At 44.3% G+C, this 24,876-nt stretch carries 26 protein-coding genes; 24 read left to right on the forward strand and 2 right to left on the reverse strand.

Going from position 1 to position 24,876, the window contains the following annotated elements; genetic code table 11:
- Positions 1-144 precede the first annotated feature (144 nt).
- The 6 genes from EV146_RS17740 (at position 145) to EV146_RS17765 (ending at position 4,456) form a co-directional block, all read left to right on the forward strand.
- The gene (locus EV146_RS17740) at positions 145-651 is read left to right on the forward strand and encodes a QcrA and Rieske domain-containing protein (RefSeq protein ID WP_132008956.1); all 507 of its coding nucleotides are present in this window, start codon (positions 145-147) and stop codon (positions 649-651) included.
- A gap of 3 nt (positions 652-654) precedes the next feature.
- Positions 655-1,329: a menaquinol-cytochrome c reductase cytochrome b subunit gene (qcrB, locus tag EV146_RS17745; RefSeq protein ID WP_121612020.1), complete on the forward strand. Its 675-nt coding sequence runs from the start codon at positions 655-657 to the stop codon at positions 1,327-1,329.
- 70 nt (positions 1,330-1,399) lie between these two features.
- Positions 1,400-2,158: a menaquinol-cytochrome c reductase cytochrome b/c subunit gene (locus tag EV146_RS17750; RefSeq protein ID WP_121612021.1), complete on the forward strand. Its 759-nt coding sequence runs from the start codon at positions 1,400-1,402 to the stop codon at positions 2,156-2,158.
- A 57-nt stretch (positions 2,159-2,215) separates the two neighbouring features.
- Entirely contained in the window at positions 2,216-2,818 is a 603-nt protein-coding gene (gene lhaT / locus EV146_RS17755; RefSeq protein WP_132009199.1) for a lipoprotein heptaprenylglyceryl N-acetyltransferase LhaT, read from the forward strand.
- Between the two features lie 105 nt (positions 2,819-2,923).
- Positions 2,924-3,718: a sporulation protein YpjB gene (ypjB, locus tag EV146_RS17760; RefSeq protein WP_132008959.1), complete on the forward strand. Its 795-nt coding sequence runs from the start codon at positions 2,924-2,926 to the stop codon at positions 3,716-3,718.
- 63 nt (positions 3,719-3,781) lie between these two features.
- Entirely contained in the window at positions 3,782-4,456 is a 675-nt protein-coding gene (locus EV146_RS17765) for a zinc metallopeptidase (RefSeq protein ID WP_132008962.1), read from the forward strand.
- Between the two features lie 43 nt (positions 4,457-4,499).
- Here the strand turns inward: EV146_RS17765 and EV146_RS17770 are convergent, their stop codons facing one another.
- On the reverse strand, positions 4,500-5,372 hold the full coding sequence (locus EV146_RS17770) for a YitT family protein (RefSeq protein WP_121612024.1): 873 nt from the start codon (positions 5,370-5,372) through the stop codon (positions 4,500-4,502).
- A 186-nt stretch (positions 5,373-5,558) separates the two neighbouring features.
- Here EV146_RS17770 and EV146_RS17775 point away from each other — a divergent pair, with 186 nt between their 5' ends.
- The 18 genes from EV146_RS17775 (at position 5,559) to EV146_RS17860 (ending at position 22,069) form a co-directional block, all read left to right on the forward strand.
- Positions 5,559-5,894: a nucleotide pyrophosphohydrolase gene (locus EV146_RS17775; protein ID WP_132008965.1), complete on the forward strand. Its 336-nt coding sequence runs from the start codon at positions 5,559-5,561 to the stop codon at positions 5,892-5,894.
- 13 nt (positions 5,895-5,907) lie between these two features.
- Entirely contained in the window at positions 5,908-6,705 is a 798-nt protein-coding gene (dapB, locus tag EV146_RS17780; protein WP_132008968.1) for a 4-hydroxy-tetrahydrodipicolinate reductase, read from the forward strand.
- Positions 6,706-6,719: 14 nt separating this feature from the next.
- Positions 6,720-7,124, forward strand: a complete 405-nt coding sequence (mgsA, locus tag EV146_RS17785) for a methylglyoxal synthase (protein ID WP_121612027.1) — start codon at positions 6,720-6,722, stop codon at positions 7,122-7,124.
- 8 nt (positions 7,125-7,132) lie between these two features.
- Positions 7,133-7,846 carry a bacillithiol biosynthesis deacetylase BshB1 gene (gene bshB1 / locus EV146_RS17790; protein WP_132008971.1) on the forward strand — a complete coding sequence of 238 codons (714 nt, stop codon included), beginning with the start codon at positions 7,133-7,135 and terminating at the stop codon, positions 7,844-7,846.
- Entirely contained in the window at positions 7,843-8,982 is a 1,140-nt protein-coding gene (bshA, locus tag EV146_RS17795) for an N-acetyl-alpha-D-glucosaminyl L-malate synthase BshA (RefSeq protein WP_132008974.1), read from the forward strand. The genes bshB1 and bshA overlap by 4 nt, the downstream gene beginning before the upstream one ends.
- Positions 8,982-10,187: a CCA tRNA nucleotidyltransferase gene (locus EV146_RS17800; RefSeq protein WP_132008977.1), complete on the forward strand. Its 1,206-nt coding sequence runs from the start codon at positions 8,982-8,984 to the stop codon at positions 10,185-10,187. Before bshA ends, EV146_RS17800 begins: the two co-directional genes overlap by 1 nt.
- Entirely contained in the window at positions 10,160-11,146 is a 987-nt protein-coding gene (locus EV146_RS17805; protein ID WP_132008980.1) for a biotin--[acetyl-CoA-carboxylase] ligase, read from the forward strand. Before EV146_RS17800 ends, EV146_RS17805 begins: the two co-directional genes overlap by 28 nt.
- A gap of 246 nt (positions 11,147-11,392) precedes the next feature.
- A complete protein-coding gene (gene panB, locus EV146_RS17810) occupies positions 11,393-12,229 on the forward strand; it encodes a 3-methyl-2-oxobutanoate hydroxymethyltransferase (RefSeq protein WP_132008983.1) in 837 nt (278 codons plus the stop codon).
- On the forward strand, positions 12,226-13,074 hold the full coding sequence (gene panC / locus EV146_RS17815) for a pantoate--beta-alanine ligase (protein WP_132008986.1): 849 nt from the start codon (positions 12,226-12,228) through the stop codon (positions 13,072-13,074). Before panB ends, panC begins: the two co-directional genes overlap by 4 nt.
- A gap of 23 nt (positions 13,075-13,097) precedes the next feature.
- Positions 13,098-13,481, forward strand: coding sequence for an aspartate 1-decarboxylase (panD, locus tag EV146_RS17820; protein ID WP_132008989.1), 384 nt, complete (start codon positions 13,098-13,100; stop codon positions 13,479-13,481).
- A 173-nt stretch (positions 13,482-13,654) separates the two neighbouring features.
- Positions 13,655-16,453, forward strand: a complete 2,799-nt coding sequence (dinG, locus tag EV146_RS17825) for an ATP-dependent DNA helicase DinG (protein ID WP_132008992.1) — start codon at positions 13,655-13,657, stop codon at positions 16,451-16,453.
- Positions 16,454-16,672: 219 nt separating this feature from the next.
- The gene (locus EV146_RS17830) at positions 16,673-16,843 is read left to right on the forward strand and encodes a YpmA family protein (protein ID WP_132008995.1); all 171 of its coding nucleotides are present in this window, start codon (positions 16,673-16,675) and stop codon (positions 16,841-16,843) included.
- A 12-nt stretch (positions 16,844-16,855) separates the two neighbouring features.
- Positions 16,856-17,341, forward strand: coding sequence for a cell wall elongation regulator TseB-like domain-containing protein (locus tag EV146_RS17835; protein ID WP_132008998.1), 486 nt, complete (start codon positions 16,856-16,858; stop codon positions 17,339-17,341).
- Between the two features lie 31 nt (positions 17,342-17,372).
- Positions 17,373-18,557, forward strand: a complete 1,185-nt coding sequence (locus EV146_RS17840; RefSeq protein ID WP_132009202.1) for a pyridoxal phosphate-dependent aminotransferase — start codon at positions 17,373-17,375, stop codon at positions 18,555-18,557.
- Positions 18,558-18,683: 126 nt separating this feature from the next.
- Positions 18,684-19,979, forward strand: coding sequence for an asparagine--tRNA ligase (gene asnS / locus EV146_RS17845; protein ID WP_132009001.1), 1,296 nt, complete (start codon positions 18,684-18,686; stop codon positions 19,977-19,979).
- A gap of 144 nt (positions 19,980-20,123) precedes the next feature.
- The gene (locus tag EV146_RS17850) at positions 20,124-20,828 is read left to right on the forward strand and encodes a DnaD domain-containing protein (protein WP_121612039.1); all 705 of its coding nucleotides are present in this window, start codon (positions 20,124-20,126) and stop codon (positions 20,826-20,828) included.
- Positions 20,829-20,900: 72 nt separating this feature from the next.
- Complete coding sequence (gene nth, locus EV146_RS17855) at positions 20,901-21,554, forward strand: endonuclease III (protein WP_132009004.1); 654 nt, start codon at positions 20,901-20,903, stop codon at positions 21,552-21,554.
- The gene (locus tag EV146_RS17860) at positions 21,554-22,069 is read left to right on the forward strand and encodes a YpoC family protein (protein WP_132009007.1); all 516 of its coding nucleotides are present in this window, start codon (positions 21,554-21,556) and stop codon (positions 22,067-22,069) included. Before nth ends, EV146_RS17860 begins: the two co-directional genes overlap by 1 nt.
- Before the next feature lie 35 nt (positions 22,070-22,104).
- Here the strand turns inward: EV146_RS17860 and EV146_RS17865 are convergent, their stop codons facing one another.
- Positions 22,105-24,867 (reverse strand): transglycosylase domain-containing protein, encoded by a 2,763-nt coding sequence (locus tag EV146_RS17865; protein ID WP_132009010.1) that lies wholly within the window; start codon positions 24,865-24,867, stop codon positions 22,105-22,107.
- Positions 24,868-24,876 lie beyond the last annotated feature (9 nt).

Genomic DNA, 24,876 nt, shown 5'->3' on the forward strand with positions numbered 1-24,876 from the left:
AATTTTTATGCAGTGTGAAAATGTTTTCAACATAGTATTATATTGATTTTATAAAGATATTGATATATCATGATTATGTCCTAGTCTAAAATGTGTTCAATTTATGTCCGATGTACTTAAAATGGGAATAGAGGGGGGAAAAGCTTGAGCAAGAATCGTGTTTCAAGACGACAATTCTTAAATTATACACTTACAGGTGTAGGCGGTTTCATGGCTGCGGGCATGCTGATGCCAATGGTGCGTTTTGCCGTGGATCCAGTTCTGAAAGCGAATGCCAGTGGCGATTACATAGCGACAAATGTTAAAGTGGCTGATATCACTAATGAACCGCAGCGTGTTGACTTCACATTTGACCAGGTAGATGCATGGTATGAGTCTGAAGTAACTGGCACTGCATGGGTCTTTAAAAATGACGAAGGTAAAATTGTGGCCCTTTCACCTGTGTGTAAACACTTGGGCTGTACAGTTGACTGGAATGCAGACAAGCAGAATCCAAACAGATTCTTCTGTCCATGTCACTACGGCCTTTATGAGAAGGATGGAACGAATGTTCCGAATACTCCGCCGTTGGCACCGCTTGATGTCTATCCATATCAGGAGAAAGACGGCATCCTTTATCTAGGAAAAGCTCAACCACGGGAGGGGGCGTAATAATTGTTAAACAAAATTTACGATTGGGTAGATGAACGTTTAGATATTGCGCCGTTGTGGCGTGATATCGCGGATCATGAGGTACCGGAGCATGTTAACCCGGCGCATCACTTTTCCGCATTTGTGTACTGTTTTGGCGGCTTGACATTCTTTATTACCGTCATTCAGATCCTTTCAGGAATGTTCCTGACTATGTATTATGTTCCAGATATCAAGAATGCATGGGAATCTGTCTATTACCTTCAAAATGAAGTTGCTTTTGGACAAATTGTCCGCGGTATGCATCACTGGGGAGCCAGCCTGGTTATTGTCATGATGTTCTTACATACATTGAGGGTATTTTTCCAGGGAGCTTATAAAAAACCCCGTGAACTGAACTGGGTTGTAGGGGTATTGATTTTCTTTGTTATGCTTGGTCTTGGCCTTACAGGTTACCTGTTGCCTTGGGATATGAAAGCGTTATTCGCTACAAAAGTAACCTTGCAGATCGTGGAAGCAGTACCGCTGCTCGGACCATACCTGAAAATACTGATGGCCGGCGATGCAGCGATTGTGGGTGCACAGACTCTTACCAGATTCTTTGCCATCCATGTATTCTTCCTGCCTGCTGCACTTTTCGGCCTCATGGCGGCGCACTTTATCATGATCCGCAGGCAAGGTATTTCTGGACCATTGTAAAATGCTGTAATTTACGTTGTTCGGATGAAAGGTTTCGTTCAACTTTACGTAAAAAGGAGGGGATTGCTCGATGCATCGTGGCAAAGGAATGAAATTTGTAGGCGATTCACGTGTGCCTGCTGAGAGGAAACCATTTGTTCCTAAAGACTACTCGGAATATCCAGGCAAAACGGAAGCGTTCTGGCCTAATTACCTTTTAAAAGAATGGATGGTTGGTGCAGTTTTCCTGATCGGCTTTTTGTGCCTGACTGTGGCCCATCCTTCTCCGCTTGAGAGGGTGGCCGATCCGACTGATACCGGCTACATTCCGCTTCCTGACTGGTACTTCCTGTTTTTATACCAGCTATTAAAATACTCTTTTGCAGCTGGTCCGTACACCGTTATCGGGGCTTTGGTCATACCAGGCCTTGCGTTCGGAGGATTGATGCTTGCTCCGTTTATCGACCGCGGTCCAGAACGACGCCCGTCAAAGCGTCCGTTGGCAACTGGCTTTATGCTGCTCTCCGTAGCTGCCGTTTTCTATTTAACCTGGGAGTCAGTAGATCAAACAGACTGGGAAGCGAAAGAAAAGATGGGTGCGATTTCTGCTGTTGAAATCGACAAAAACGCCGATGGATATAAAATTGCTGAAGCTAATACATGCTTGAGCTGCCATGGTGGAGAGCTTGGCGGCGGTGCTGCAGCACCAAAGCTGACTGAAACAGGATTATCAGCAGAGGAAATCGCCGAAATTGCCGTTAATGGTAAAGGCAATATGCCGGCTGGTGTCTTTAAAGGAACAGATGAAGAGCTTAAAGTGATGTCTGAATATATTGCAGAACTTAAGTAAAAATAGAAACTGGCGGGTTTTCCCGCCGGTTTTTTTGTTAAAAGGAGAATCCCAATGATTTCACGATTTTATCCCTTTCTTGCAAACCGTTCTGTTTTGTGGCTGCTGCTCATCATCAATCTTGGGGGCACAGCATACGGTTACTACTGGTACCAATCGCAGCTGAAAGATACACCGGGTATTTTTCTTCCATTTGTGCCGGACAGCCCCACGGCGAGTCTTTTCTTCGTATTTGTCCTCATCGCTTTTCTTTTAGGGAAGAACTGGCCTTTAATGGAAGCTTTGGCCATCGTCAGCCTAGTAAAATATGGAATATGGGCTGTAGTCATGAACCTTCTTGTTTTCATTGTTTCCGGGGAACTGGATTGGATTGGCCTCATGCTCATGGGGTCACATTTGGCCATGGCGATTGAAGGGGTGCTGTATTCCCCGTTTTACCGGATAAAAGCATGGCATTTAGTTTTAGCATCGATTGTGGTCCTCCACAATGAAATCATCGATTATGTTTTTATGATGATGCCCACCTATCATCTGCTGGATCTCTACATCAGGGAAATTGGATATTTTACCTTCTGGCTTAGCATCCTGTCCATTGGAATAGGCTATTTCTTTTGCTTGCGTAAAAATCGTTTTGTCCTGTCAATCAAATCGTCAAGCTAATTGTTAATTAATACTACTGTTTTTTGAAACACAGTCGCTTATAAAATTGGTATAACCTTGTCCACCCTCTCATACATTTTAATAGTATCTAGAGGGGGGACAGGAATGAGAGAAAGGATAGCTATATTGATGGCAGTGCTGCTGTTGCTGGTGCCGCTTGCGGTATATGCTGAACCGGCACCTTCAGTTGAAAAGCTGGACAGCATATCCGATGAAGCGCTTCAAATGGTGAAGATCCATCGGTATCAGGATGCTAAAAAGCTGCTTGAGCATTTCGAAAAAGAGTTCCTTACTGTTACAGGGGAAGGCCGTTCTTTTTCGATGGACGAGCTGAGAATCATTACGGTTGCCCATGATGAGGCGATTGAGGCTGCAGTAAGCGCAACTATGCAGCATGATGAACGAATGAACAGGGTGACGAAGTTTCGCCTTGTCATAGATGCTTTGCTTTCAACCCATCAGCCGCTTTGGACAGAAATGGAAGAACCAATCATGACTGTATTTAGCGGGATGAAAGATGCTGCCTATGATGGCAATAAGGAAGTGTTTTTATCCAACCTTGACTCCTTTCTGGCTTTATATAATGTTATTTATCCCAGCTTAAAGATTGATATTTCTCCTGAACAGATTCAAAAATTAAATACGCGGGTAAATTTTATCAACCATTACCGTCCCCAGGTATTGTCCAATGAAGACGGGCAGGAGGAGCTTGAAGCGCTGGAGTCGGACTTAAAAGACATCTTTGACGGCATGACAGAAGATGAATCAGATCCGTCCTTATGGTGGGTCATCATCTCAACAGGAAGTATCATTATTCTGACCCTGTCATATGTTGGCTGGAGAAAGTTCAAAGCAGACAGGGAAAGAATGAATAATCGTCAAAAAGAGCGAAAGAATTGACACAATTATTTTTCATCAATAAAATAAGAGGTAAGCACCCAGATTTAATAGGAGGTTCTTCGATTGATTCTCATTTATTTTGCGATTGTAATTCTGGTTCCTATATGGGCACAGTTTCGGGTAAAGGGAACGTATAAGAAGTATTCTCAGGTTTCTTCTTCCTCACAATACCGCGGCGCCGAAGTGGCAAGGAAGATTCTTGATGATAATGGGCTTTACCATGTCGGTGTGGAAGAAACAAGAGGATATTTAAGCGACCATTATGATCCCCGTTCAAAAACAGTGCGGTTGTCTTCTGGGAACTACCATGGCCATTCGGTTGCGGCAGCTGCGATTGCGGCGCATGAGGTGGGGCATGCCATTCAGGATCAGGAGGATTATTCTTTCCTGCGTTTCCGCCATGCACTTGTCCCTGTTGCCAACCTCGGTTCAAACTTTTCCTGGATTCTTGTGATGATCGGGATTTTTGCCCAAATGAGCAACATGCTCCTATTGGGGATCATTTTTATGGCGGCTGCTGTCCTGTTCCAGCTGGTTACTTTGCCAGTGGAATTTAATGCATCAAACAGGGCCATGGACCAAATCGTAAGCGCCGGCATCATCCGGAATGACGAAGAGCGCGAAACAAAGAAAGTGCTAAATGCCGCTGCCCTGACCTACGTGGCTGCTGCGGCAGTAGCAGTGCTCGAATTATTGCGTCTGGTGCTGATCTATACAGGAATGACCAGAGAGGAATAATTCATCTTAAAAAAGAGGGCCGTGCAATCGCACGGCTCTTTTCCTATCTTTCAACGGGAAGCTTGTTTTCATCAAGGGTAAACCCTTCTCCCAATACATCATGGACCACAGTGACCGAAACAAAAGCATGGGGATCAACACTGTTGATGACACTTTTTAACCGGACAATTTCGTTTTTCCCGACCACACAATAAAGGACATTGCGTTCTTTTTTTGTAAAAGAGCCCATAGCTTTTAGCATCGTTACGCCCCTGTCCATTTCTTTCAGGATTTTATCGGCAATCTCCTGGTTTTTATCCGAGATAATCATGGCACCCCTTGCAGCATAAGCGCCTTCCTGCATAAAATCAATGACTCTTGCTCCAATAAAAACGACGACAAGGGTGTACATGGCTTCACGGTAATTTAAATATGTAATCAAAGAAAGTGTGATGACGCATAAATCGAACATGAACATAGTGCGGCCCATTGTCCAGCCAAAATATTTCTGTGCAAGCCGTGCTATGATATCAACACCGCCAGTAGTTCCTCCAAAGCGGAAGATGATTCCGAGGCCAATCCCGATAAATACACCAGCAAACAGGGCGGCAAGAAAAAGATCTTCGTATAGTGGCATTTTGATCTGGAATCTTTGAAAAATCGCTAAAAATACGGAAACGCCAAGTGTACCAATAAGAGTATATAAAAATACATTCCTTCCTAGAAGCTTCCATCCAATAAAAAAAAGCGGGATATTAAGAATTAAGTTTGTGATTGCGGGGTCCCAGCCAAATACAAAGTATAGAAGGAGTGTAATTCCAGTGAACCCGCCTTCAGCTAAATTATTTTGCATATTAAAATGGACTAGTCCAAATGAAAAAATCGCAGAACCAATCAGGATAAAGAAAATATTCTTGATTTTAAGTCCAGTAAACATGTTAGCCCCCCTATCATTTGAGAACATACCAAGGCGTACTTAATTATATAAAATTACCCCCACCGGGGCAATCTTTAACAGTATAGCCTTTATTGACTAAAATATTTGTCAAAACCACCCTTGTAGGCTAACATCAAAAAGAGATATACATAGAATAAAATGAATTGCAGTTGAGGTGAAGGCAATTTGAAAGAAAACAGAACGGTAAAAGAACTCCAGGAAGAAGTAGACCAATACATAAGTCAATTTAAGGAGGGATACTTCAGCCCTCTTGCAATGATGGCAAGAATGACAGAGGAACTGGGAGAGCTTGCAAGGGAAGTAAATCATTATTATGGAGAAAAGCCAAAAAAATCAGAGGAAAAGGAAAAGGCGATTGAAGAAGAGCTTGGTGATATGCTTTTTGTCTTAATTTGCTTCGCCAATTCCCTGAACATTGACCTGCAAAAGGCTCATGAGCTCGTGATGGAAAAGTTCAACACCAGAGATAAAGACCGATGGACTAGGATAGAAGATCAGTAAAGGAGAGTACATAATGAAAAAAGTAAAAATTGTCGTGGCAGGACCACGGGGACGCATGGGAAAAGAAGCCGTAGAACTTGTGCTGGAGACCGAGAATTTTGAATTGGCGGGTGTCCTCGATCGCAGGAACGATGGAAAATCTCTCAGGGAAGCAGAGGGTGTCGATTCAGATGCACTTATTTATACCGATATTTATAAGTGCTTTAAAGAACAGCAGCCTGATGTGCTGATTGACCTGACTACACCTGAAGTTGGCATGGAGCATACCGTTATCGCACTTGAATCGGGAGTACGCCCTGTGGTTGGGACTACTGGTTTTTCAACAGGAGATTTAGCCAAGCTGGAAGATCTCTGCAAACAAACTCGACTAGGGTGTATTATTGCACCTAATTTTGCTGTCGGCGCTGTACTGATGATGAAATTTTCTAAAATGGCAGCAAGATACTTCAGTGATGTAGAAATCATTGAACTTCACCACGATCAAAAACTTGATGCCCCTTCTGGGACAGCGGTTAAAACTGCAGAAATGATCTCTTCTGTACGCGAAAGGAAAAAACAAGGGCATAATGACGAAAAAGAAGCGATTCCTGGCGCAAGAGGAGCGGATTTTGAAGGAATGCATATACATTCTGTTCGTCTTCCTGGTCTTATTGCCCACCAGCAGGTGATGTTCGGTTCAGATGGACAGACACTGTCAATCCGCCATGATTCCTATAACCGTGCTTCATTTATGTCCGGGGTGAAGCTGGCTGTCGAGACGGTTATGGAAAAGGATTCACTTGTTTATGGCCTTGAAAACATTATTGAATAGAGGAGCTGGGGAAAATGAATATAGCATTGGTTGCCCATGACAAGAAAAAAGATGACCTGGTCCGCTTTGCGGTGGCATACAAGCCTATTTTTGAGGAACACAATCTCTATGCCACGGGAACTACCGGTTTGCGCATAATGGAAGCCACAGGCCTGAATGTCCACCGCTTTCAATCCGGCCCGCTTGGCGGTGATCAGGAAATTGGAGCTATGATCGCAAAAAATACAATGGATGCCATCTTTTTCTTCCGTGATCCTCTGACGGCACAGCCACATGAGCCTGACGTTACTGCCCTGGTCCGGCTCTGTGATGTCTATGCAATCCCGCTTGCTACTAATATGGGAACAGCCGAATTATTGATCAGGGGCATAGAACGGGGAGACCTTGACTGGAGGAAAATTGTAAAAAAGGGTGAGTGAATCAAACAATGGCTAGAACAAAGCTTGATATTCTTGCAATCGGGGCCCATGCTGATGATGTTGAAATCGGCATGGGAGGGACGATTGCAAAATACGCATCATTAGGAAAAGAAATAGGAATATGTGATCTGACAAAAGCGGAGTTATCATCAAATGGCACTGTCGGGCTCCGAATGGAAGAGGCGGAAAAGGCAGCTGGCATCATTGGTGCTGGCTTTCGGGAAGTGCTGGATATCCCGGACAGAGGATTGCTAATGAAAGAGGAATACATAAAGAAAATTGTTTCTGTTATCCGGCGCACTCGCCCGCTGGTTCTGTTTGCTCCTTTTTTTGAAGACCGTCATCCTGACCATGGGAACTGTGCTCGACTGGTCGAAGAGGCGGTTTTTTCAGCAGGGATTAAAAAATTTGACAGTGGTGACGGACTTCCGCCTCATAAGGTAAGCTCTTTATTTTTTTACATGATAAATGGGTTTCACAGGCCGGATTTTGTCATTGATATAACGAACTTTATGGAAACTAAGAAAAGGGCCCTACTGGCATACGAGAGTCAATTTATTAAAGATAAAAATAGCTACGAGACACCGCTTGTAAATGGCTACATAGAAACGGTAGAAGCACGTGAAAGATTATTTGGGAAAGAAGCTGGAGTCGAATATGCAGAGGGGTTCAAGACAAGGACGCCGTTAGTAATTCATGATTTGTTAGGAGAAAAAGGATGAAAAAATTAAAAATCGGCATAACCTGCTACCCGACCGTTGGCGGTTCAGGTGTTGTCGCTACTGAGCTTGGGAAGCTATTGGCAGAAAAGGGGCATGAGATCCACTTTATTACTTCAAGTCTGCCATTTCGGCTCAACAAAATGTATCACAATATCTACTACCACCAAGTAGAGGTGAACCAATACTCAGTATTTCAATACTCTCCTTATGATATTGCGTTAGCCAGCAAAATCGCCGAGGTGGCAGTCCGTGAAAATCTGGACCTCCTCCATGTCCATTATGCAATCCCGCATGCGGTTTGCGCAATTCTCGCAAGGGAAATGAGCGGAAAAGATCTCAAGATTGTGACCACTCTCCATGGGACAGATATCACTGTCCTTGGCTATGATCCATCCTTGAGCGATGCCATCCGTTTTGGAATTGAGAGGTCCGACGCTGTAACGGCAGTATCAAATTCACTTGTTGGCCAAACCTATGATCTGATTAATCCGAAAAAAAACATTCAGTGCGTCTACAATTTTATCGATGACCGTATCTACAGAAGGAGCTGTTCCAGCAAACTGAGACAGGAATACGGGATCCTGCCGGAAGAAAAAGTCATTATTCATGTGTCTAACTTCAGGGCAGTAAAACGGGTCACGGATGTAGTGAAAACCTTTGCCAATATATCCAAAAGCATGCCTGCAAAGCTTTTGCTGGTTGGAGACGGACCTGAAATGAAGGTAGTATGCGATCTTGTCAATAAGCTGGGTCTGAGGGACAAAGTCCTGTATCTCGGCAAGCAGGATAATTTGGAGGAATTGTATTCGATCAGCAATTTAAAGCTGCTGTTGTCAGAAAAAGAGAGCTTTGGACTAGTCGCACTCGAGGCAATGGCCTGCGGTGTTCCGTGCATTGGGACAAATGTAGGAGGAATTCCCGAGGTGATTGAGGACGGTGTGACAGGTTTTGTCTGCAACCTGGGGGATATTGAAGAGTTCTCGGCAAAAGCAATCAGGCTTTTAAGTGATCCAGATTTATACCATCAGCTGTCAGAACACTCTGTACTGGCTGTAAAAGAGAAATTTGCGGCACAAAAGATTGTTGAGGAATATGAAGCAATTTATGAACAAGTTCTTGAACAGGGGAGTCGATAATGCAGCTTCCTTTTTTAAAAGCTGTTCCGTTGCTGGAAGCAATAGAAACGGCGGGTTTTGAGGCGTATTTTGTCGGCGGGTCTGTACGTGATTCTCTTTTGAACCGTAAGATTGCAGATGTTGATATTGCAACCTCCGCACTGCCTGCCGAGCTAAAAAAAATCTTTCCGCGGACTGTTGACCTTGGTATCGAACATGGGACCATTTTAGTCCTGTACAATGGGGTGCCATACGAGATAACGACCTTTAGGACGGAGTCACAGTATACCGACCATAGAAGACCGGACAATGTCGAATTTATTCGTTCCCTAAATGAAGATTTAAAGCGCAGGGACTTTACGATGAATGCAATGGCAATGGACAAGACAGGAAATATAATTGATCCATTCCATGGGACTGTTTCGATCAGCGATCAGCAAATTAAAACAGTTGGCAAAGCATCCGATAGATTTGGTGAGGATGCTCTTCGAATCATGAGGGCGCTGCGGTTTGTCAGCCAGCTGGGCTTTTCAATCGAACATGGAACATTTGCTGCGCTAAAGAAACAGGGTCATTTACTTGAAAGCATTGCGGTTGAAAGAAGAACGGCAGAGTTTGAAAAGCTGCTGGCTGGTAAATATGTCAGTAAGGCCTTGCCCCTGCTGCTAGAGGCAGGGATACACTCCTATTTACCTGGGCTTGCAGGAAAGAAAAAATGTCTTTCCGACCTTGCCCGCTGCGGAACTGCTGGCTTCACTATTGAAGAAATGTGGTCGCTGCTCCTTTATTTTATGAACCTGAATGATCAGGAGGCAGAAGATTTCCTAAGGAAATGGAAGCTGCCAGTAAAGAAAATGAAGCACTGCATTCACATCCTGAAATGGCTGGATTTCCGGCTGGGGGACAATTGGGACGCTGAATCAGCGTATCATTCAGGGAAGTCCGTTATGCTCTCAGCAGAAAGGATCTTTCACTGTCTTGCCGGAGGAGAGGCGGTGCTGGACAAGCTGGAAGCGTTATTTGACAGTTTGCCGATAAAGAACTCCTCTGAGCTAGATGTGAATGGGAATGACCTAATATCGTGGTTTGACAGGAAACCCGGTCCTTGGATTAAAGAGGCAGTGTCAGATATTGAGAAAGCAGTTCTGCTTGGGAAAGTAAGGAATACGAAAGCAGAGATAAAGGAGTGGCTGTTAAAGTGCAATCAGAGCTCAGGAAAAGACTGATAGAGGCTTTTACAGATGCCGGAGGAGAGTTTCTTTCCGGGCAGCATTTAGCCGAAATTGCCGGGTGCTCTAGAACAGCTGTTTGGAAACACATCGAAGAGCTCCGCAAAGAAGGATTTGTTTTTGAGGCAGTTAAACGAAAAGGGTATAAAATTTTGCAGACGCCCGAGAAAGTATCGGCGGACGAAATTAGCCTGGGTCTGAAAACGGCTTTTCTTGGGAGGACGATTCACTATGAGGAAAGTGTAAGCTCAACTCAAAAAATTGCCCATAGACTTGTTACGGACGGAGTCAGCGACGGAACAGTGGTTGTTGCCGAAGAACAGACATCAGGCAAAGGCAGAATGGATCGCCAATGGCATTCCCCTAAATATTCCGGTGTCTGGATGAGTGTGATATTAAAGCCCAATCTTCCTCCGCCAAGAGCTCCCCAGCTAACATTAGTGGCTGCCGTTGCAGTCGTGCAGGCAATAGAAGAGCTGACCGGCCTTATGCCCCAAATTAAATGGCCAAACGATATTTTGGTTGGCGGGAAAAAGGTAACCGGCATTCTGACTGAACTGCAGGCTGATTCAGATCGGATCAAAGCCGTTATTATCGGAATAGGAATCAATGTAAACCAGCAGTACGAAGACTTTCCTGAAGAGCTTCTTCATACAGCTTCCTCGCTTGCAATAGAGTCTGGCAAGCCAATTTCAAGGGCTTCCTTGATTCAGTCAGTCCTTTCCAGATTGGAGAAACTGTACATCACTTATTTGCAAAACGGTTTTCACCCCATCAAACTGCTTTGGGAAAGCTATGCCATAAGCATTGGGAAAAATATCATTGCTAGGACTTTAACAGGGGAAATCAAAGGGAAAGCCTTGGGAATTACAGAGGACGGAGTACTTATGATCGAGCAGGAAGATGGGGCAGTCCGTCAAGTGTATTCTGCTGATATTCTTCTTGAGAACGATTGACAGAATAGATAGCCAAAATCCGTTTTTTTTTATATAATCACTTTGGGCGGTATCGTAACGAACTGCACCTGTAAACTCTTTTCTATTATAAAAAATTAGTTCTGCCTAGATCCGCAGCCGGACCGGGACAGAGGGATGAATTATGTATGTAACTTTACGGGATCCTTCTGGCTAAGAAGGATCCTTTTTGATTTCATCGTGCTGCATGATTTATCACCTCTCCTACTTAAAAGGAGGAATGAGAGTATGAAACACATTAATGATTTTATGAAGATGAAGGTTTCTGGCAGCAAGATTGTCATGGTGACAGCCTACGACTATCCATCTGCAAAATTTGTGGAACAGGCCGAGGCAGATATGATCCTGGTAGGGGATTCGCTGGGAATGGTGGTTCTTGGTCTCGATTCAACCGTACCTGTCACGATGGAAGATATGATTCATCATGCAAAAGCCGTCAAGAGAGGAGCGGTTGATACTTTCATAGTAGTCGATATGCCCTTCATGAGCTACCACCTTTCCATCAGGGATACCCTGCTGAATGGCGCAAGAATCATGCAGGAAACAGGTGCTCATGCTGTAAAGCTTGAAGGCGGAGGAGAAGTAGCTGATCATATAAAGGCTCTTGTGAAGTCGGGGATTCCTGTTGTTGCTCATTTAGGACTCACCCCACAGTCAGTGGCTGTCCTTGGCGGATATAAAGTACAGGGCAAGGATTCGGAGACAGCCCGTAAACTGATCCAGGATGCAAAAAAATGCCAGGAAGCCGGTGCGTTTGCACTGGTGCTTGAATGTGTGCCGAGGCAGCTTGCAGAAGAAATATCGGCTGCTCTTGAAATCCCCACGATCGGAATTGGAGCCGGTGCGTCAGTGGATGGTCAGGTGCTCGTTTATCATGATATTTTAACCTATGGAGTCAATCGTATCCCAAAATTCGTCAAGCAATTTTCAAATATTGGGGAACCGATTTTAGCTGGCCTGAATGCGTTCGTCAATGAGGTTCGGGCTGGTCAGTTTCCCGAAAACAGACATAGTTTCACGATGAAGGAAGAAGAGCTGAAGGTCCTTTATGGGGGGAAAGTATGAGAATAATCACCAGGGTAAAAGAAATGCAAGCTGAGATTTCGGCCTTGAAGGCTCAGGGGAGATCGATTGGCTTCGTTCCGACAATGGGATTTCTCCATGAAGGGCACATTACACTTTTAACTAGAGCGAAAAAAGAAAATGAAATACTGGTTTTAAGTATTTTTGTCAATCCGCTTCAATTTGGCCCAGGGGAAGACCTGGACGCCTATCCAAGGGATTTTGACCGAGACCGGGCCGCTGCAGAAAATGCCGGAGTTGACTATATTTTTTATCCATCAGCAGAAGAGATGTATCCAAAGCCTCCATCTGTAAAAGTGACCGTACAGGAGCGGACTGATGTCCTGTGCGGCGCTTCCAGATCGGGGCACTTTGATGGAGTTGCAACCGTCTTGACTAAACTATTTCATATCATTATGCCTGATCGGGTTTATTTTGGATTGAAGGATGCCCAGCAGGCAGCGGTGGTAGATGGTCTCATAAAGGATTTTCATTTTCCTGTGGAAATGGTGCCTGTACCAACCGTACGGGAGGAGGACGGCCTTGCAAAAAGCTCCAGGAATGTCTATCTTGATCAGGGAGAAAGGCGCCAGGCTGCACATTTATATAAGAGCCTTCAGGAAGCGCGGGAGGCAATCGAGAAGGGTGAAAGGAATCCAGAAACCCTCATTGAGATGGTCAGAGCTCATCTTAACAATCATTGTGAGGCTGCAGTAGACTATGTCAGTATTTATTCCTATCCGGACCTAAAGCCATTGCGCACATTGACCGGGAATGTGATTATTGCCCTGGCTGTCAAATTCTCAAAAGCACGGCTGATTGACAATCTTATCCTGGAAGTAGAATAGGAAAATGAGGGGGAATTCTATTTATGTTCCGAACCATGATGAATGCCAAAATCCATCGGGCTCGCGTGACCGAGGCTAATTTAAACTATGTTGGAAGCATCACAATCGATACCGAAATTCTGGATGCTGTAGGGCTTGCTGCAAATGAAAAAGTTCAAATTGTAAATAATAATAATGGAGCGCGTTTCGAAACCTATATCATTCCGGGGGAAAGAGGAAGCGGCGTAGTCTGCCTGAACGGTGCAGCTGCACGTCTGGTGCAGGAGGGAGATGTTGTAATTATCATTTCCTATGCCCTTGTTCCCGAGGAAAGAGTTCCATACCATCACCCAAAGGTTGCGATCATGGACGAGAATAACAGGATTGTTGAAATTCTAAAAGCGGAACCGGAACGGACGGTTCTTTAAGCTTCCGCATTGCGGAAGCTTTTTTCCTGAAGATATTGTATAATTTTCTCTAATTGGTTCAGGTCGAGCAGCGCCCGACCTTCTTCGGGAAATTCGTGAAATCTTACTTGCAATACTTTTTTCTTTTCTGTTTTTATGATACCGTTGAATGACTGAATATAGAGGTGTGCATAATGGGCAATAAATTTGTGGTGGTTGATTTAGAAACTACAGGAAACTCTCCAAAAAAAGGGGACCGAATTATTCAAGTCGGGGCGGTTATCATTGAAGACGGAAGAATCACGGGGCAGTATACTTCACTTGTAAATCCTGGGCAGCCAATTCCAGCTTTCATCGAGGAGTTAACAGGGATCAGTGATGAAATGGTTAATGATGCCCCGGCATTTTCAGATATTGCAAAAGATATGATCGAAATGCTGGATGGTGCATTTTTTGTCGCCCACAATGTATTCTTTGATCTCGGTTTTCTCCAGGAAGAGCTGCAAAACGCGGGCTTTGAAGGTTTTTACGGCCATATCATAGATACAGTGGAGCTATCCAGGATACTGTTTCCAACAGCAGATGGATATAAGCTTTCAGATTTGGCAGTCAGGGAAGGCATTAGCCATGACCGGCCGCACCAGGCAGACAGCGATGCCTATGTAACAGCGGAACTTTTGCTTATTATGCTAAGCCGGCTGAATGAATTTCCGCATACAACGGTTAAAAGCCTGTGCAAGCTTTCAGCAGGCCTGAAAAGTGATCTTTATATGCTGTTTGATGAGGCATTGCAAAGGAAAGAGAGGGAATTGGAAGAGCTGCCTCAGGACCTTGAAATTATGAGGGGGATTGCCTTAAAACGTCCCTTCCAGCTCGTTAAAACGGATCACAAATCCCCGGCTTATCCTTACGGCAGGGAAGAAAAACAAAACCTTCTGGCCAAAGCCCTTGCGGCATTTGAAGTAAGGAATGGCCAGCTTGAAATGATGGACCAGATCTTCGGTGCTTTTGAAGATGGAAGGCATGCCATGATTGAAGCAGGAACCGGTATAGGCAAAACCCTGGCCTACCTTGTGCCAGCCGTCTTTTTTTCTAAGATTTACAGAAAAACAATTGTTGTCTCAACCTTTACCACCCAGCTGCAGCACCAGCTTTTAGTAAATGATCTCCCGAAATTAAGAGCCATGTTTGACTTTCCGATTAAGGCGGTCTTGTTAAAGGGCAGAAACCATTATATTAACTTGGCAAGATTTGAACAGTCATTGAAAGAAGAGGATGATAATTACGATACGACTCTTTCAAAAATGCAGATTATTGTCTGGCTGACTGAGACGGAAACAGGAGATATTGATGAACTGAACCTTTCTAGCGGCGGAATGATTTACTGGAATAAGATTAAGAACGGGGAATCAACTTTTATACAAGCCAAGCACTGGGATGCCTGGGATTTTTATTTGCGGGCGCGAAAGGAAGCAGAAAATGCCGACCTGGTTATAACGAATCACTCTATGCTGCTGTCGGACTTGAATTCAGAAGGATCGTACCTGCCGGAATATGAGTATGCTGTTTTGGATGAGGCACACCAGTTTGAAAAGGTTGCCGGGAGATATTTCGGAAAAAGCCTGGATTACTTATCTGTCCGGCTGCTGCTGAACCAGCTTGGGCAGTATGAGCAGGGACACCTTTTTCATAAGCTTGAAAAGCTGCTTGTCAGGCTTGGAGCAGGAGCCAGTTTTAATGAACATACATATAAGCTGAACGAAATCATCAGCGGACTTCAATATGAAACAGATCAATTATTTAAAGCTGCAAGCCTTTTTGTAAAAAGGAAAAAAATAAATCCCTCATTAAAAAACAGAATTCAAATCAGGCTTCCGGATCGTGTAGAAGGCAGGGAGTGGCAAGCTTTATATGCAAGTGCAGAACGCTTTTCATTCATGTTAAGGGATGTCGTCATTGCGATTGAACAGCGGTTCTCGTTGGTGGAGAGGTATAGAAACCAGCTGAATCAGGAAGAGAAGCTTTTCCTGGAGGAGCTTTTCATCTTGAAAGAGGAATTAGAGTCAGCAAGACGTACGGCGAGAGATTTGATCCTTGACAGAAATGGGAAGAACCTCCGATGGATTGAGACAGATCTTCGGGCGGTCCAAAACTTCACCACAATTTCTGGCCGGCCAGTCGATATCTCGGACCATCTGAAGGAGCGTTTTTTTGAAGCCAAGAGCAGTGTGGTGCTAACATCTGCCACCTTAACGGTTGAAGATTCTTTCAAGTATATTAAACAGGAACTGGGGATTGGTGACATGCCCCTTATTGAAGTAAAGATTCCGTCGCCTTTTCGCTATCAGGAACAGGTCGAGCTTATTGTTCCTGATGATTTGCCAGAAATAAAAACGGTGAGTGAAGATGAATATATCGCGGCCATAACCGAGCATATTATTTCAATTGCAGAAGCAACCGAAGGGAGGATGCTGATCCTTTTTACTTCCCATGACATGCTCAGAAAAACCTATGAGCTGATTAAAGAAAGCGGTTTGCTTGAAGATTTTGCGCTAATTGCCCAGGGAATCACAGCAGGCAGCAGGAGCCGGCTCACGCGAAATTTCCAAAGATTCGACAAAGCGATTCTCTTTGGGACAAGCAGTTTTTGGGAAGGGGTCGATATACCAGGGGAAGATTTATCCTGTCTTATTATAGTGCGTCTTCCTTTTTCCCCGCCTGGTGAACCCCTGACGGAGGCTAAGTGCGAGCATATCCGGCAGCGGGGGGGGAATCCGTTTTCCGAGTATTCCCTGCCAGAGGCCGTATTGAGATTTAAGCAAGGTTTCGGAAGGCTGGTTAGAACGTCCACCGACAAGGGGATTGTGTTTGTTTTTGACAGAAGGGTACTGACTACCTCCTATGGCCGTGCTTTTTTGCAATCGATACCTCCTGTTCCAGTAAGGAAAGCGTCTATTGATAAAATAATTCCTTTTATCCAAAGGTGGCTTTAATGGAACAGCGGACAAAAAAAGCTGCGCATCTCTGCGCAGCAAATAGGTGTGTGTGAACCAGAAGAAAATTTAGTTGATTTTTCAGTAAACAGTAATATCTACAATTTAAAACACCTGTTATAATGGGTGTTATGGATGTTTTAGTAGTAATATTATTGTTCGCTTGAAGGTGCCTTGTTATAAGTAACAAATTTTGTTTTGCGCAAGGAGGTATACTGCATGGAATCCAAGATTGAAATTTTATCAACCGTAACGCTTGAGCAAAGTCCTGATCTATACAAAATTGTTGATGCGCTTAACAGGACCCTTAAGCATAAGGATTTGATGTTTGGTCTGGCCCTTGATCAGGTAGATAAGGAAAAGGCAATTTTTACAATATACCGGACGTAAAGAAGTGATTGAATGAAAAAATGGATTGTTGCTGCGATAGCAGTTGTTCTTGCGGGTATCGGAGGCATGGTGGGCATTTACCTGAATTCCACAGAGCCAATAAAATCGGCTGAAGAAAAAGCGGTCAAACTCCTTCAACAGGAAACCGAGCTGACTCAATTCTCCGATTTTCAACTTTATCATGGCGAAGAATCGTATTATGTGTTGAAAGCAAGAAATGAAAAGGAACAAGCTGTTTATGTGTGGGTTTCAGAAAAGGATAAGAAAATTATGACAAAGCTGGTCAGCGATGGTGTAAAAGAAGACCAGGCTGTCAAAACTGTATATGCAGACAGAGAACCCGAGCAGGTCATATCAGTGAAGCTGGGGATGGCACGGATCCAAAAAACGGACCGTCCTGCCTGGGAAATTCTATATAAGACCGGGAATGACAATTTAAATTATTATTATGTTGATTTTGAAACCGGTGAAAAATTAAGGGCAATTGATAATTTTTAGATATAGACTATGGAGGTAATTTGGGATGGAGATCAAACTTGCGAAAAGGGTAGGGACGCTTACCCCCTCAACTACACTTGCAATTACTGCAAAAGCGAAGGAAATGAAAGCACAGGGAATCGATGTCATTGGACTGGGAGCGGGCGAGCCGGACTTTAACACCCCGCAGCATATCATTGATGCTGCAGTTAAATCAATGGAGGCCGGCCTGACAAAATACACTCCATCCGGAGGTCTTCCTGCATTAAAGAAAGAGGTTGCTGCCAAGCTAAAAAGAGACCAGGGCCTTGACTATGACGCAAAAGAAATCATTGTCACCAATGGCGCGAAGCATGCCCTGTATACTCTCTTTCAGGTCATTTTGGATGAAGGGGATGAAGTGATCATTCCAATCCCATACTGGGTAAGTTATCCGGAGCAGGTTAAACTTGCCGGCGGAACTCCAGTTTATATTAACGGAGCCGAGGCAAATGATTTCAAAATTACACCTGAACAGCTAAGAGAAGCTGCCACCAACAGGACTAAAGCCGTAATCATCAATTCACCAAGCAATCCTACAGGAATGATTTATTCTAAAGAAGAACTGGAAGCACTTGGTAAAGTATGCCTGGAGCTTGGTATTTTAATCGTATCGGATGAAATTTACGAAAAGCTTGTTTATGGCGGACATACCCATGTCTCAATCGCTGAGCTTTCGCCCGAATTAAAGGAACAAACCATCATTATTAACGGTGTGTCCAAATCCCATTCAATGACCGGCTGGAGAATTGGCTATGCAGCAGGAAACAGCGAAATCATCAGTGCAATGACAGACCTGGCCAGCCACAGTACCTCAAATCCAACTTCAAATGCCCAGTATGCTACGATTGCAGCGTATGCCGAAAGTCAGGAACCGGTTGAGGCAATGCGTCAGGCTTTTGAAGAAAGACTCGACATTGTGCACCGGAAGCTTGTGGAGATTCCTGGTGTTTCTTGCATAAAGCCGCAAGGGGCTTTCTACCTTTTCCCTAATGTCAGCGAGGCTGCTGCCATTTCAGGCTGCAAGGATGTGGATGAACTTGTCGACAAGCTTTTGACTGAGGCCAACGTTGCCGTTGTCCCGGGTTCAGGCTTTGGAGCTCCTGATTATATCCGTTTATCTTATGCTACCTCTTTAGATCTGCTGGAGGCTGCTGTAGATCGCATTAAGAACTATATTGAATCAAAACGAGGGTAAGGAAAAGTGGGCGGATGGCCGATGGTTCGGTCATCCGCCTTTTACGGTTGCCCCCTTTTTTTACGAACGTTATAATAGTAACGTACATATCACCCAGTTAGGCAATAGTTTTGGAGGGAACAAACAGTGAATAAAACAACAATATCCGAAGTTTATAAATATGTTGACCAGGAAGTTAAAATTGGTGCATGGCTTGCTAATAAGCGGTCCAGCGGAAAGATTGCTTTTCTTCAGCTTCGGGATGGGACAGGATTCATTCAGGGAGTAGTTGTCAAGAGTGAGGTGGAGGAGGAAGTTTTCCAGCTTGCAAAGTCCATTACACAGGAGTCCTCCCTGTATGTGACTGGCAAAGTGCAGAAGGATGAGCGTTCCCCCCTTGGCTTTGAAATGCAGGTGACAGGCATCGAAGTCATTCATCAAGCTGTAGACTATCCAATTACTCCTAAAGAGCATGGAACAGAGTTCTTGATGGATCATCGCCATCTATGGCTGCGTTCACGTCGTCAGCATGCGGTTATGAAAGTACGGAATGAAATTATCAGAGCGACCTATGAGTTTTTTAACCAAGAAGGATTTACTAAAGTCGATCCCCCTATCCTGACGGGAAGTTCACCTGAAGGGGGAAGTGAACTGTTCCATACTAAATATTTCGATGAGGATGCCTACCTTTCACAGAGCGGACAGCTTCATCTGGAAGCGGCTGCCATGGCATTAGGCAAGGTCTTCTCCTTTGGTCCTACTTTCAGGGCAGAAAAATCTAAAACACGCCGTCACTTAATTGAATTCTGGATGATTGAGCCGGAGATGGCTTTTTATGAACATGAGGATAATCTTAAAGTACAGGAGCAATATGTTTCCTATATTGTTCAATCCGTTCTTAAGAACTGCCAGGTCGAGCTCAAAACTCTTGGAAGGGATACTTCCAAATTGGAAAATATCCAGGCACCATTCCCTCGGATTACTTATGATGATGCGCTGAAGCTTCTTCATGAAAAAGGTTTTACAGATGTTCAATGGGGAGATGATTTTGGAGCCCCACATGAAACGGCAATTGCCGAGAGCTATGATAAGCCAGTGTTCATCACGCATTATCCGACCTCTCTTAAAGCATTTTATATGCAGCCGGCACCAGACCGCCCGGAGGTTGTGCTTTGTGCGGATTTGATTGCACCTGAAGGCTATGGTGAAATTATTGGGGGATCAGAGAGAATCCATGATTTCGATCTGTTGAAGAAGCGACTTGATGAGCATGAGCTTCCATTAGAAACGTACCAATGGTACCTTGATTTACGCCAGTATGGTTCCGTGCCGCATTCAGGTTTTGGTCTTGGGCTTGAACGCACAGTTGCCTGGATCAGCGGAGTGGAGCACGTTAGGGAGACAATCCCATTCCCGCGCCTGTTAAACCGCCTATATCCTTAATGTAGTTGTCAAACGCCCGATCCGGATTGCCGGCTGGGCGTTTATTCTTTTCAGTTTTTTAAAACTAATTCCCATCTTTAATCTTTTTGCATTCTGTTACTTGCGGCTGGGTTCCGTGTTATACTTAGAAATGAGGTGTCCGGTATGCAAAAAGCTGACTTTTTAGATTGGCTGCGGGCAGGGAATATTACCATCCCCGCTGCTTTATTAACAGAATACAAAAATATGCACCTGACTGAGCAGGAGCTCGTTCTTCTTCTTCAGGTCATTCACTTTTCAGAAAAAGGCAATGATTTTCCAACTCCAGTCGAGCTCTCCGGACGGATGGCTGTAACAGCGTTTGACTGTACTGAAATGCTACGTGCCCTTATTCAAAAAGGTTTTATTGAGATCATTGACGGTGATTCGCCGGAAGGCATAAGATTTGAAAAGTACTCTCTGGAGCCGCTTTGGGAGAAATTGATTGATCGTTTCCTTCTAAACCGTAAAAGGGAAAAAGTTGAAGCCCGACAGGTAGAAGAAACTGATTTGTATACCTGCTTTGAAAAAGAATTTGGAAGGCCATTGTCTCCTTTTGAATGTGAAACATTGGCAATGTGGATGGACGATGATCAGCATGATCCTGTCATCATAAAAGCTGCACTGAGAGAAGCTGTCATTTCCGGGAAGTTAAATTTCAGGTACATCGACCGGATTTTGTTTGAATGGAAGAAAAACGGAATTAAAACAATTGAACAGGCAAAAAGCTATGGCAGGAAATTCAGGCAGCATCAAGGGCAGGCCAGGCAGGCAGATGAGCCCAAGGTTAAGTCAAGGCCTGTGCCGTTTTACAATTGGCTTGAACAATAGGAAGATTATTAAACAGACGAGGGAAAGATTCTCTCGTTTTTTATCATTTTACAAAATCAACGGGTGGTATCTATGCTGAATAAAACTCAAATACGTTATTGTCTTGATGAAATGGGAAGGATGTTTCCTGAGGCTCACTGTGAGCTTAACCATTCCAATCCATTTGAACTGGTCATTGCGGTTGCCCTGTCTGCACAGTGTACAGATGCATTGGTCAATAAGGTAACCAAGAATTTGTTTGAAAAATATAAAACACCTGAGGATTATCTCGGTGTACCTCTTGAAGAGCTTCAGCAAGACATTAGATCCATAGGCCTTTTTCGCAATAAAGCAAAGAATATCCAAAAGCTTTGCAGAATGCTTCTTGATGATTACGGCGGCATTGTTCCCGAAGACAGGGACGAATTAACAAAGCTGCCTGGTGTGGGACGAAAAACAGCCAATGTTGTTGTGTCAGTTGCTTACGGGGTGCCTGCAATTGCAGTAGATACACATGTTGAACGCGTATCTAAACGGCTTGGCTTTTGCCGTTGGAAGGACTCGGTCCTTGAGGTTGAAAAGGCTTTAATGAAAAAAGTACCCGAAGAAGAATGGTCGGTCACCCATCACCGAATGATCTTTTTTGGACGGTATCATTGCAAAGCACAGAACCCTCAATGTGAAATTTGTCCGCTGCTGGAACTATGCCGTGAAGGCCAGAAGCGGATGAAGGGCAGGGGCATATAGTGGAAAAATTCAAGGGTTGGCTTCCGACAGAGGAACTTTTGTTTTCTGGGGATGCAAATAAGTGGGAAGAAAAATACTTCCAGGAATTTCACCTGGATATTCCTTTTATTTACGATGCAGCTTTTCAGGAAGGCATCGAGGCGCCCAGACCATGGGAGACCTCCGAGATGGCTATTCCGCGACTGCTGGAGCAGTGGCACTCCCTTAAGGATGATCTGGCCCGGAAATTTGCTAATCGGGATAGGGCGAATGCCGGGGAATCAATGAAAGTCGCCATTTGCTTGTTTATTGAGATGCTATATTGGACCAATGGCATCCCGGTTCATTTCCCTTTGGATAATATGGATACACTAAAAGCAAAGCCAACGAATATCGAGGACAGGGTTAGTTTTATCATGTCACAGCCTAATCACTACCATTCCTATAAACAGCTCGCTGAATTGATGATTGAACAGGAAAAACTTTTTGCAAAAACGCTACTGCTTAAAAAGATAAAAAAAAACGTCCGGGAATAAAATTCCCGGGCGTTTTTTTATGGAATAGGGATGGGCTAGTTTTCATTTCCTGTGTCGCTGTTGTTTGGTTCTTCATTTCCGCCTTCGCTGCCATCAGTACTTTCTTCACCTGCGGCAGGCTGGCTGTCTTGACCAGTATCTGTTCCTTCCCCGGTATTTGTTTCTCCCGGCGTACCTTCCGATCCATCAGAACCTTCTTCATCACCATTTGTGTTTCCGGTCTCAGCGTCATTGTTATTGCCGTTTCCATTTCCATTTCCATTACCATTGTTGTTTCCATTCCCGTTACCGTTAGCATTCCCATTTCCATTCCCGTTTTCATTGCCGTTGCCGCTGTTTCCATTCTCATCTTCGGGGTTGTTTCCATCTTCACTCTCATCACCGGTTTCGCCTGGTTCATCCTCCGGCTCTTCTTCAGGATCAGGTATGCTGATCGAAACAGTTGCTGCATTACTGCTTTGATTACCCCGAACAGCTGTCACTTTAAACGAGTAATTTCCTCCCGGTGCAGGGTTTGAAACGGTCAAGCTAGTTTCTGATGACGAGGTTAAGTTTTGTTCCGCACCGCCATCCAGAGATGCACTGACATTGAAATTAACACCGTCTTTATTGCCATATTGCCATGTCAAGACAATCTGGTTGGCTTCTTCGTCATACTTGGCTCCCAGGCCTGAAGGAGAATCCAGCTTGTCGAATTTTTTGGAGACCTCGGTAGGAATATTTCCTTTTATAGCATATTCGGTGACAATTTGATCGCTTGGAGTGTATTTGCTTGCAAGCTTCGCCGGTATTGATCCTTTTTCAATTGAGACTTGTTCAACACTTTTGGGCATTGTGTAGTCAGGAGTGTCTACATTCTCTGAAACTTTTTCAATCACATTTTTAAAGAGAAGCTGCGAAATTTTTTGCTGATACCCGTCGGCAAGGAGGGCATTCTTTCTAGTTTCATACCCTGTCCAGACTGCTGCAGTGTACCTGCTCGTGTATCCTACGAACCAAGAGTCAGGGACTCCGCCATCCGGAATTCCCCAATCGCTGATTTCCTGATCTGTATAGTTGGTTGTACCTGTTTTCCCTGCAACTGGCAGGCTAGGTATGTCGGCCATTCGGCCTGTTCCATAGGATGCCTTAACGACACTCTTCAGCATATCTGTAATCATGAAGGCTGTATAATCTTTCATCGCTACTTCAGATTCAGGCGACATATCAATTTCTGTCTTGTCACGCAGAACAATTTTCTTCACTGCATGTGGTTCAGTATAGAAACCGTTATTTCCAAATGCTGCATACGCTCCAGCCATCTCCATGGGAGACACATCATATGAGCCAATTGCTGCCGACTCCGTTATCGGGTCGGGCAGGGACTCAACTCCAAGTCCAACTGCAAAATCCCGGGCTTTTTCAAGACCTACTTCCTGCAAAGCCTGCAGTGCCGGTATGTTTCTGGACATTCCAAGAGCAGTCCTCATGGTCATTGGGCCCATATAGGAATTGTTCCAGTTTGATATCGGCTGGCCGTTGGAATAGCTGTATGGCTTGTCTTCGAGCATATGGTATGTTCCCCATTTCAGATGCTCGATCGCCGGGCCATAGTCAAGGATTGGCTTGATGGTTGAACCAGGCTGCCTTTTCAAATCGGTGGCATAGTTCCATCCACGCTGTCCTTCCTGGTTGCGTCCTCCGCCAATTGCACGGATTTCGCCTGTCTGTGTATCCAGCAGGACGATGCTTGCCTGCATTTCATCGTTAGGATAGTTGACTGCTTCGTCCGAGTTCAAAACTTTTTCAACATAAGTTTGGGCATCGGGATCCAGGGTCGTATAAATTTGAAGTCCATCGGAAAAGATATCAAAATCACCTTGTTCGTCCACTTCGTCAATTACCCGGTCGATAAATGAATCGAATGGCTTTTCTTTATGTTTTTGGCGTTCACCCTCTGCCACCAAACTTGAAGTGACGGGGATTGCCTGGGCTTCAGTCATTTCCTCTTTTGTAATGAAGCCATGCTGGTTCATCAGGGAAAGAACGATATTGCGCCTTTTTTCCGCTTTTTCAGGATGTTTAAAAGGATTATAGTTATTTGGGCTCTGCGGCATGCCGGCAAGCAGCGCCGCTTCATGAAGTTCAACGTCCTTTAAATCTTTATTAAAATAAATTTTTGCAGCAGTAGCTAAACCATGGCTATTTTCTGAAACAAACACTTTGTTTACATACATCTCAAATATTTCTTGTTTCGTATATTTCTGTTCCAACTGAAACGCAAGCCAGACTTCCTTTGCTTTACGGTCTATCGTTTTATCAAAAGAAAGGAAGTAGTTTTTGACTACCTGCTGTGTGATTGTACTTGCGCCTTCAGCTCCGAATCCATCGGTAATATTGGCAATAACCGCTCCGCCCAGACGGATGGGATCAATGCCGTTATGCTTATAAAAACGGACATCCTCTGTTGCTAATACTGCACTTTCAACTAATTTTGGGATATCTTCATATGCAACATAATCACGGTTTTCAGAGCCAACTTCAGTTATAAGTTCCCCATTTATATCGTAAATCTTGGAGGAAATAGGATCTTTAAGCATGGATTCATCCAGCTTGGGTGTGTCTTTAACCATAAACGCGAACGTAGCAATCCCAGTAAGCATTCCAATAATTCCCAAGGCAATCAGTACAAGAAAGACCTTTTTAAATGTGCCTCCAGCTTTGCTGCCTGCAGATTTCTTGTTTTGTGTCTTGGTCTTAGGGTTCTTTGCGGCAAGCTGTTTACGGCGCTCCTCCCTTGTCTGAGGTTTGTCTGCCATATCTATTCC

It is taken from the genome of Mesobacillus foraminis (genome assembly GCF_004340465.1).
Classification (GTDB): Bacteria; Bacillota; Bacilli; order Bacillales; family Cytobacillaceae; genus Mesobacillus_B; species Mesobacillus_B foraminis.

Bases quoted from the DNA above. Each gene is read 5' to 3' on its own strand.
- EV146_RS17750 (WP_121612021.1), top strand. From the start codon at position 1,400: ATGCATCGTGGCAAAGGAATGAAATTTGTAGGCGATTCACGTGTGCCT.
- ypjB (WP_132008959.1), top strand. From the start codon at position 2,924: ATGAGAGAAAGGATAGCTATATTGATGGCAGTGCTGCTGTTGCTGGTG.
- EV146_RS17770 (WP_121612024.1), bottom strand. From the start codon at position 5,372: ATGTTTACTGGACTTAAAATCAAGAATATTTTCTTTATCCTGATTGGT.
- dapB (WP_132008968.1), top strand. From the start codon at position 5,908: ATGAAAAAAGTAAAAATTGTCGTGGCAGGACCACGGGGACGCATGGGA.
- mgsA (WP_121612027.1), top strand. From the start codon at position 6,720: ATGAATATAGCATTGGTTGCCCATGACAAGAAAAAAGATGACCTGGTC.
- bshB1 (WP_132008971.1), top strand. From the start codon at position 7,133: ATGGCTAGAACAAAGCTTGATATTCTTGCAATCGGGGCCCATGCTGAT.
- bshA (WP_132008974.1), top strand. From the start codon at position 7,843: ATGAAAAAATTAAAAATCGGCATAACCTGCTACCCGACCGTTGGCGGT.
- EV146_RS17800 (WP_132008977.1), top strand. From the start codon at position 8,982: ATGCAGCTTCCTTTTTTAAAAGCTGTTCCGTTGCTGGAAGCAATAGAA.
- panB (WP_132008983.1), top strand. From the start codon at position 11,393: ATGAAACACATTAATGATTTTATGAAGATGAAGGTTTCTGGCAGCAAG.
- panC (WP_132008986.1), top strand. From the start codon at position 12,226: ATGAGAATAATCACCAGGGTAAAAGAAATGCAAGCTGAGATTTCGGCC.
- panD (WP_132008989.1), top strand. From the start codon at position 13,098: ATGTTCCGAACCATGATGAATGCCAAAATCCATCGGGCTCGCGTGACC.
- dinG (WP_132008992.1), top strand. From the start codon at position 13,655: ATGGGCAATAAATTTGTGGTGGTTGATTTAGAAACTACAGGAAACTCT.
- EV146_RS17830 (WP_132008995.1), top strand. From the start codon at position 16,673: ATGGAATCCAAGATTGAAATTTTATCAACCGTAACGCTTGAGCAAAGT.
- EV146_RS17835 (WP_132008998.1), top strand. From the start codon at position 16,856: ATGAAAAAATGGATTGTTGCTGCGATAGCAGTTGTTCTTGCGGGTATC.
- EV146_RS17850 (WP_121612039.1), top strand. From the start codon at position 20,124: ATGCAAAAAGCTGACTTTTTAGATTGGCTGCGGGCAGGGAATATTACC.
- nth (WP_132009004.1), top strand. From the start codon at position 20,901: ATGCTGAATAAAACTCAAATACGTTATTGTCTTGATGAAATGGGAAGG.
- EV146_RS17865 (WP_132009010.1), bottom strand. From the start codon at position 24,867: ATGGCAGACAAACCTCAGACAAGGGAGGAGCGCCGTAAACAGCTTGCC.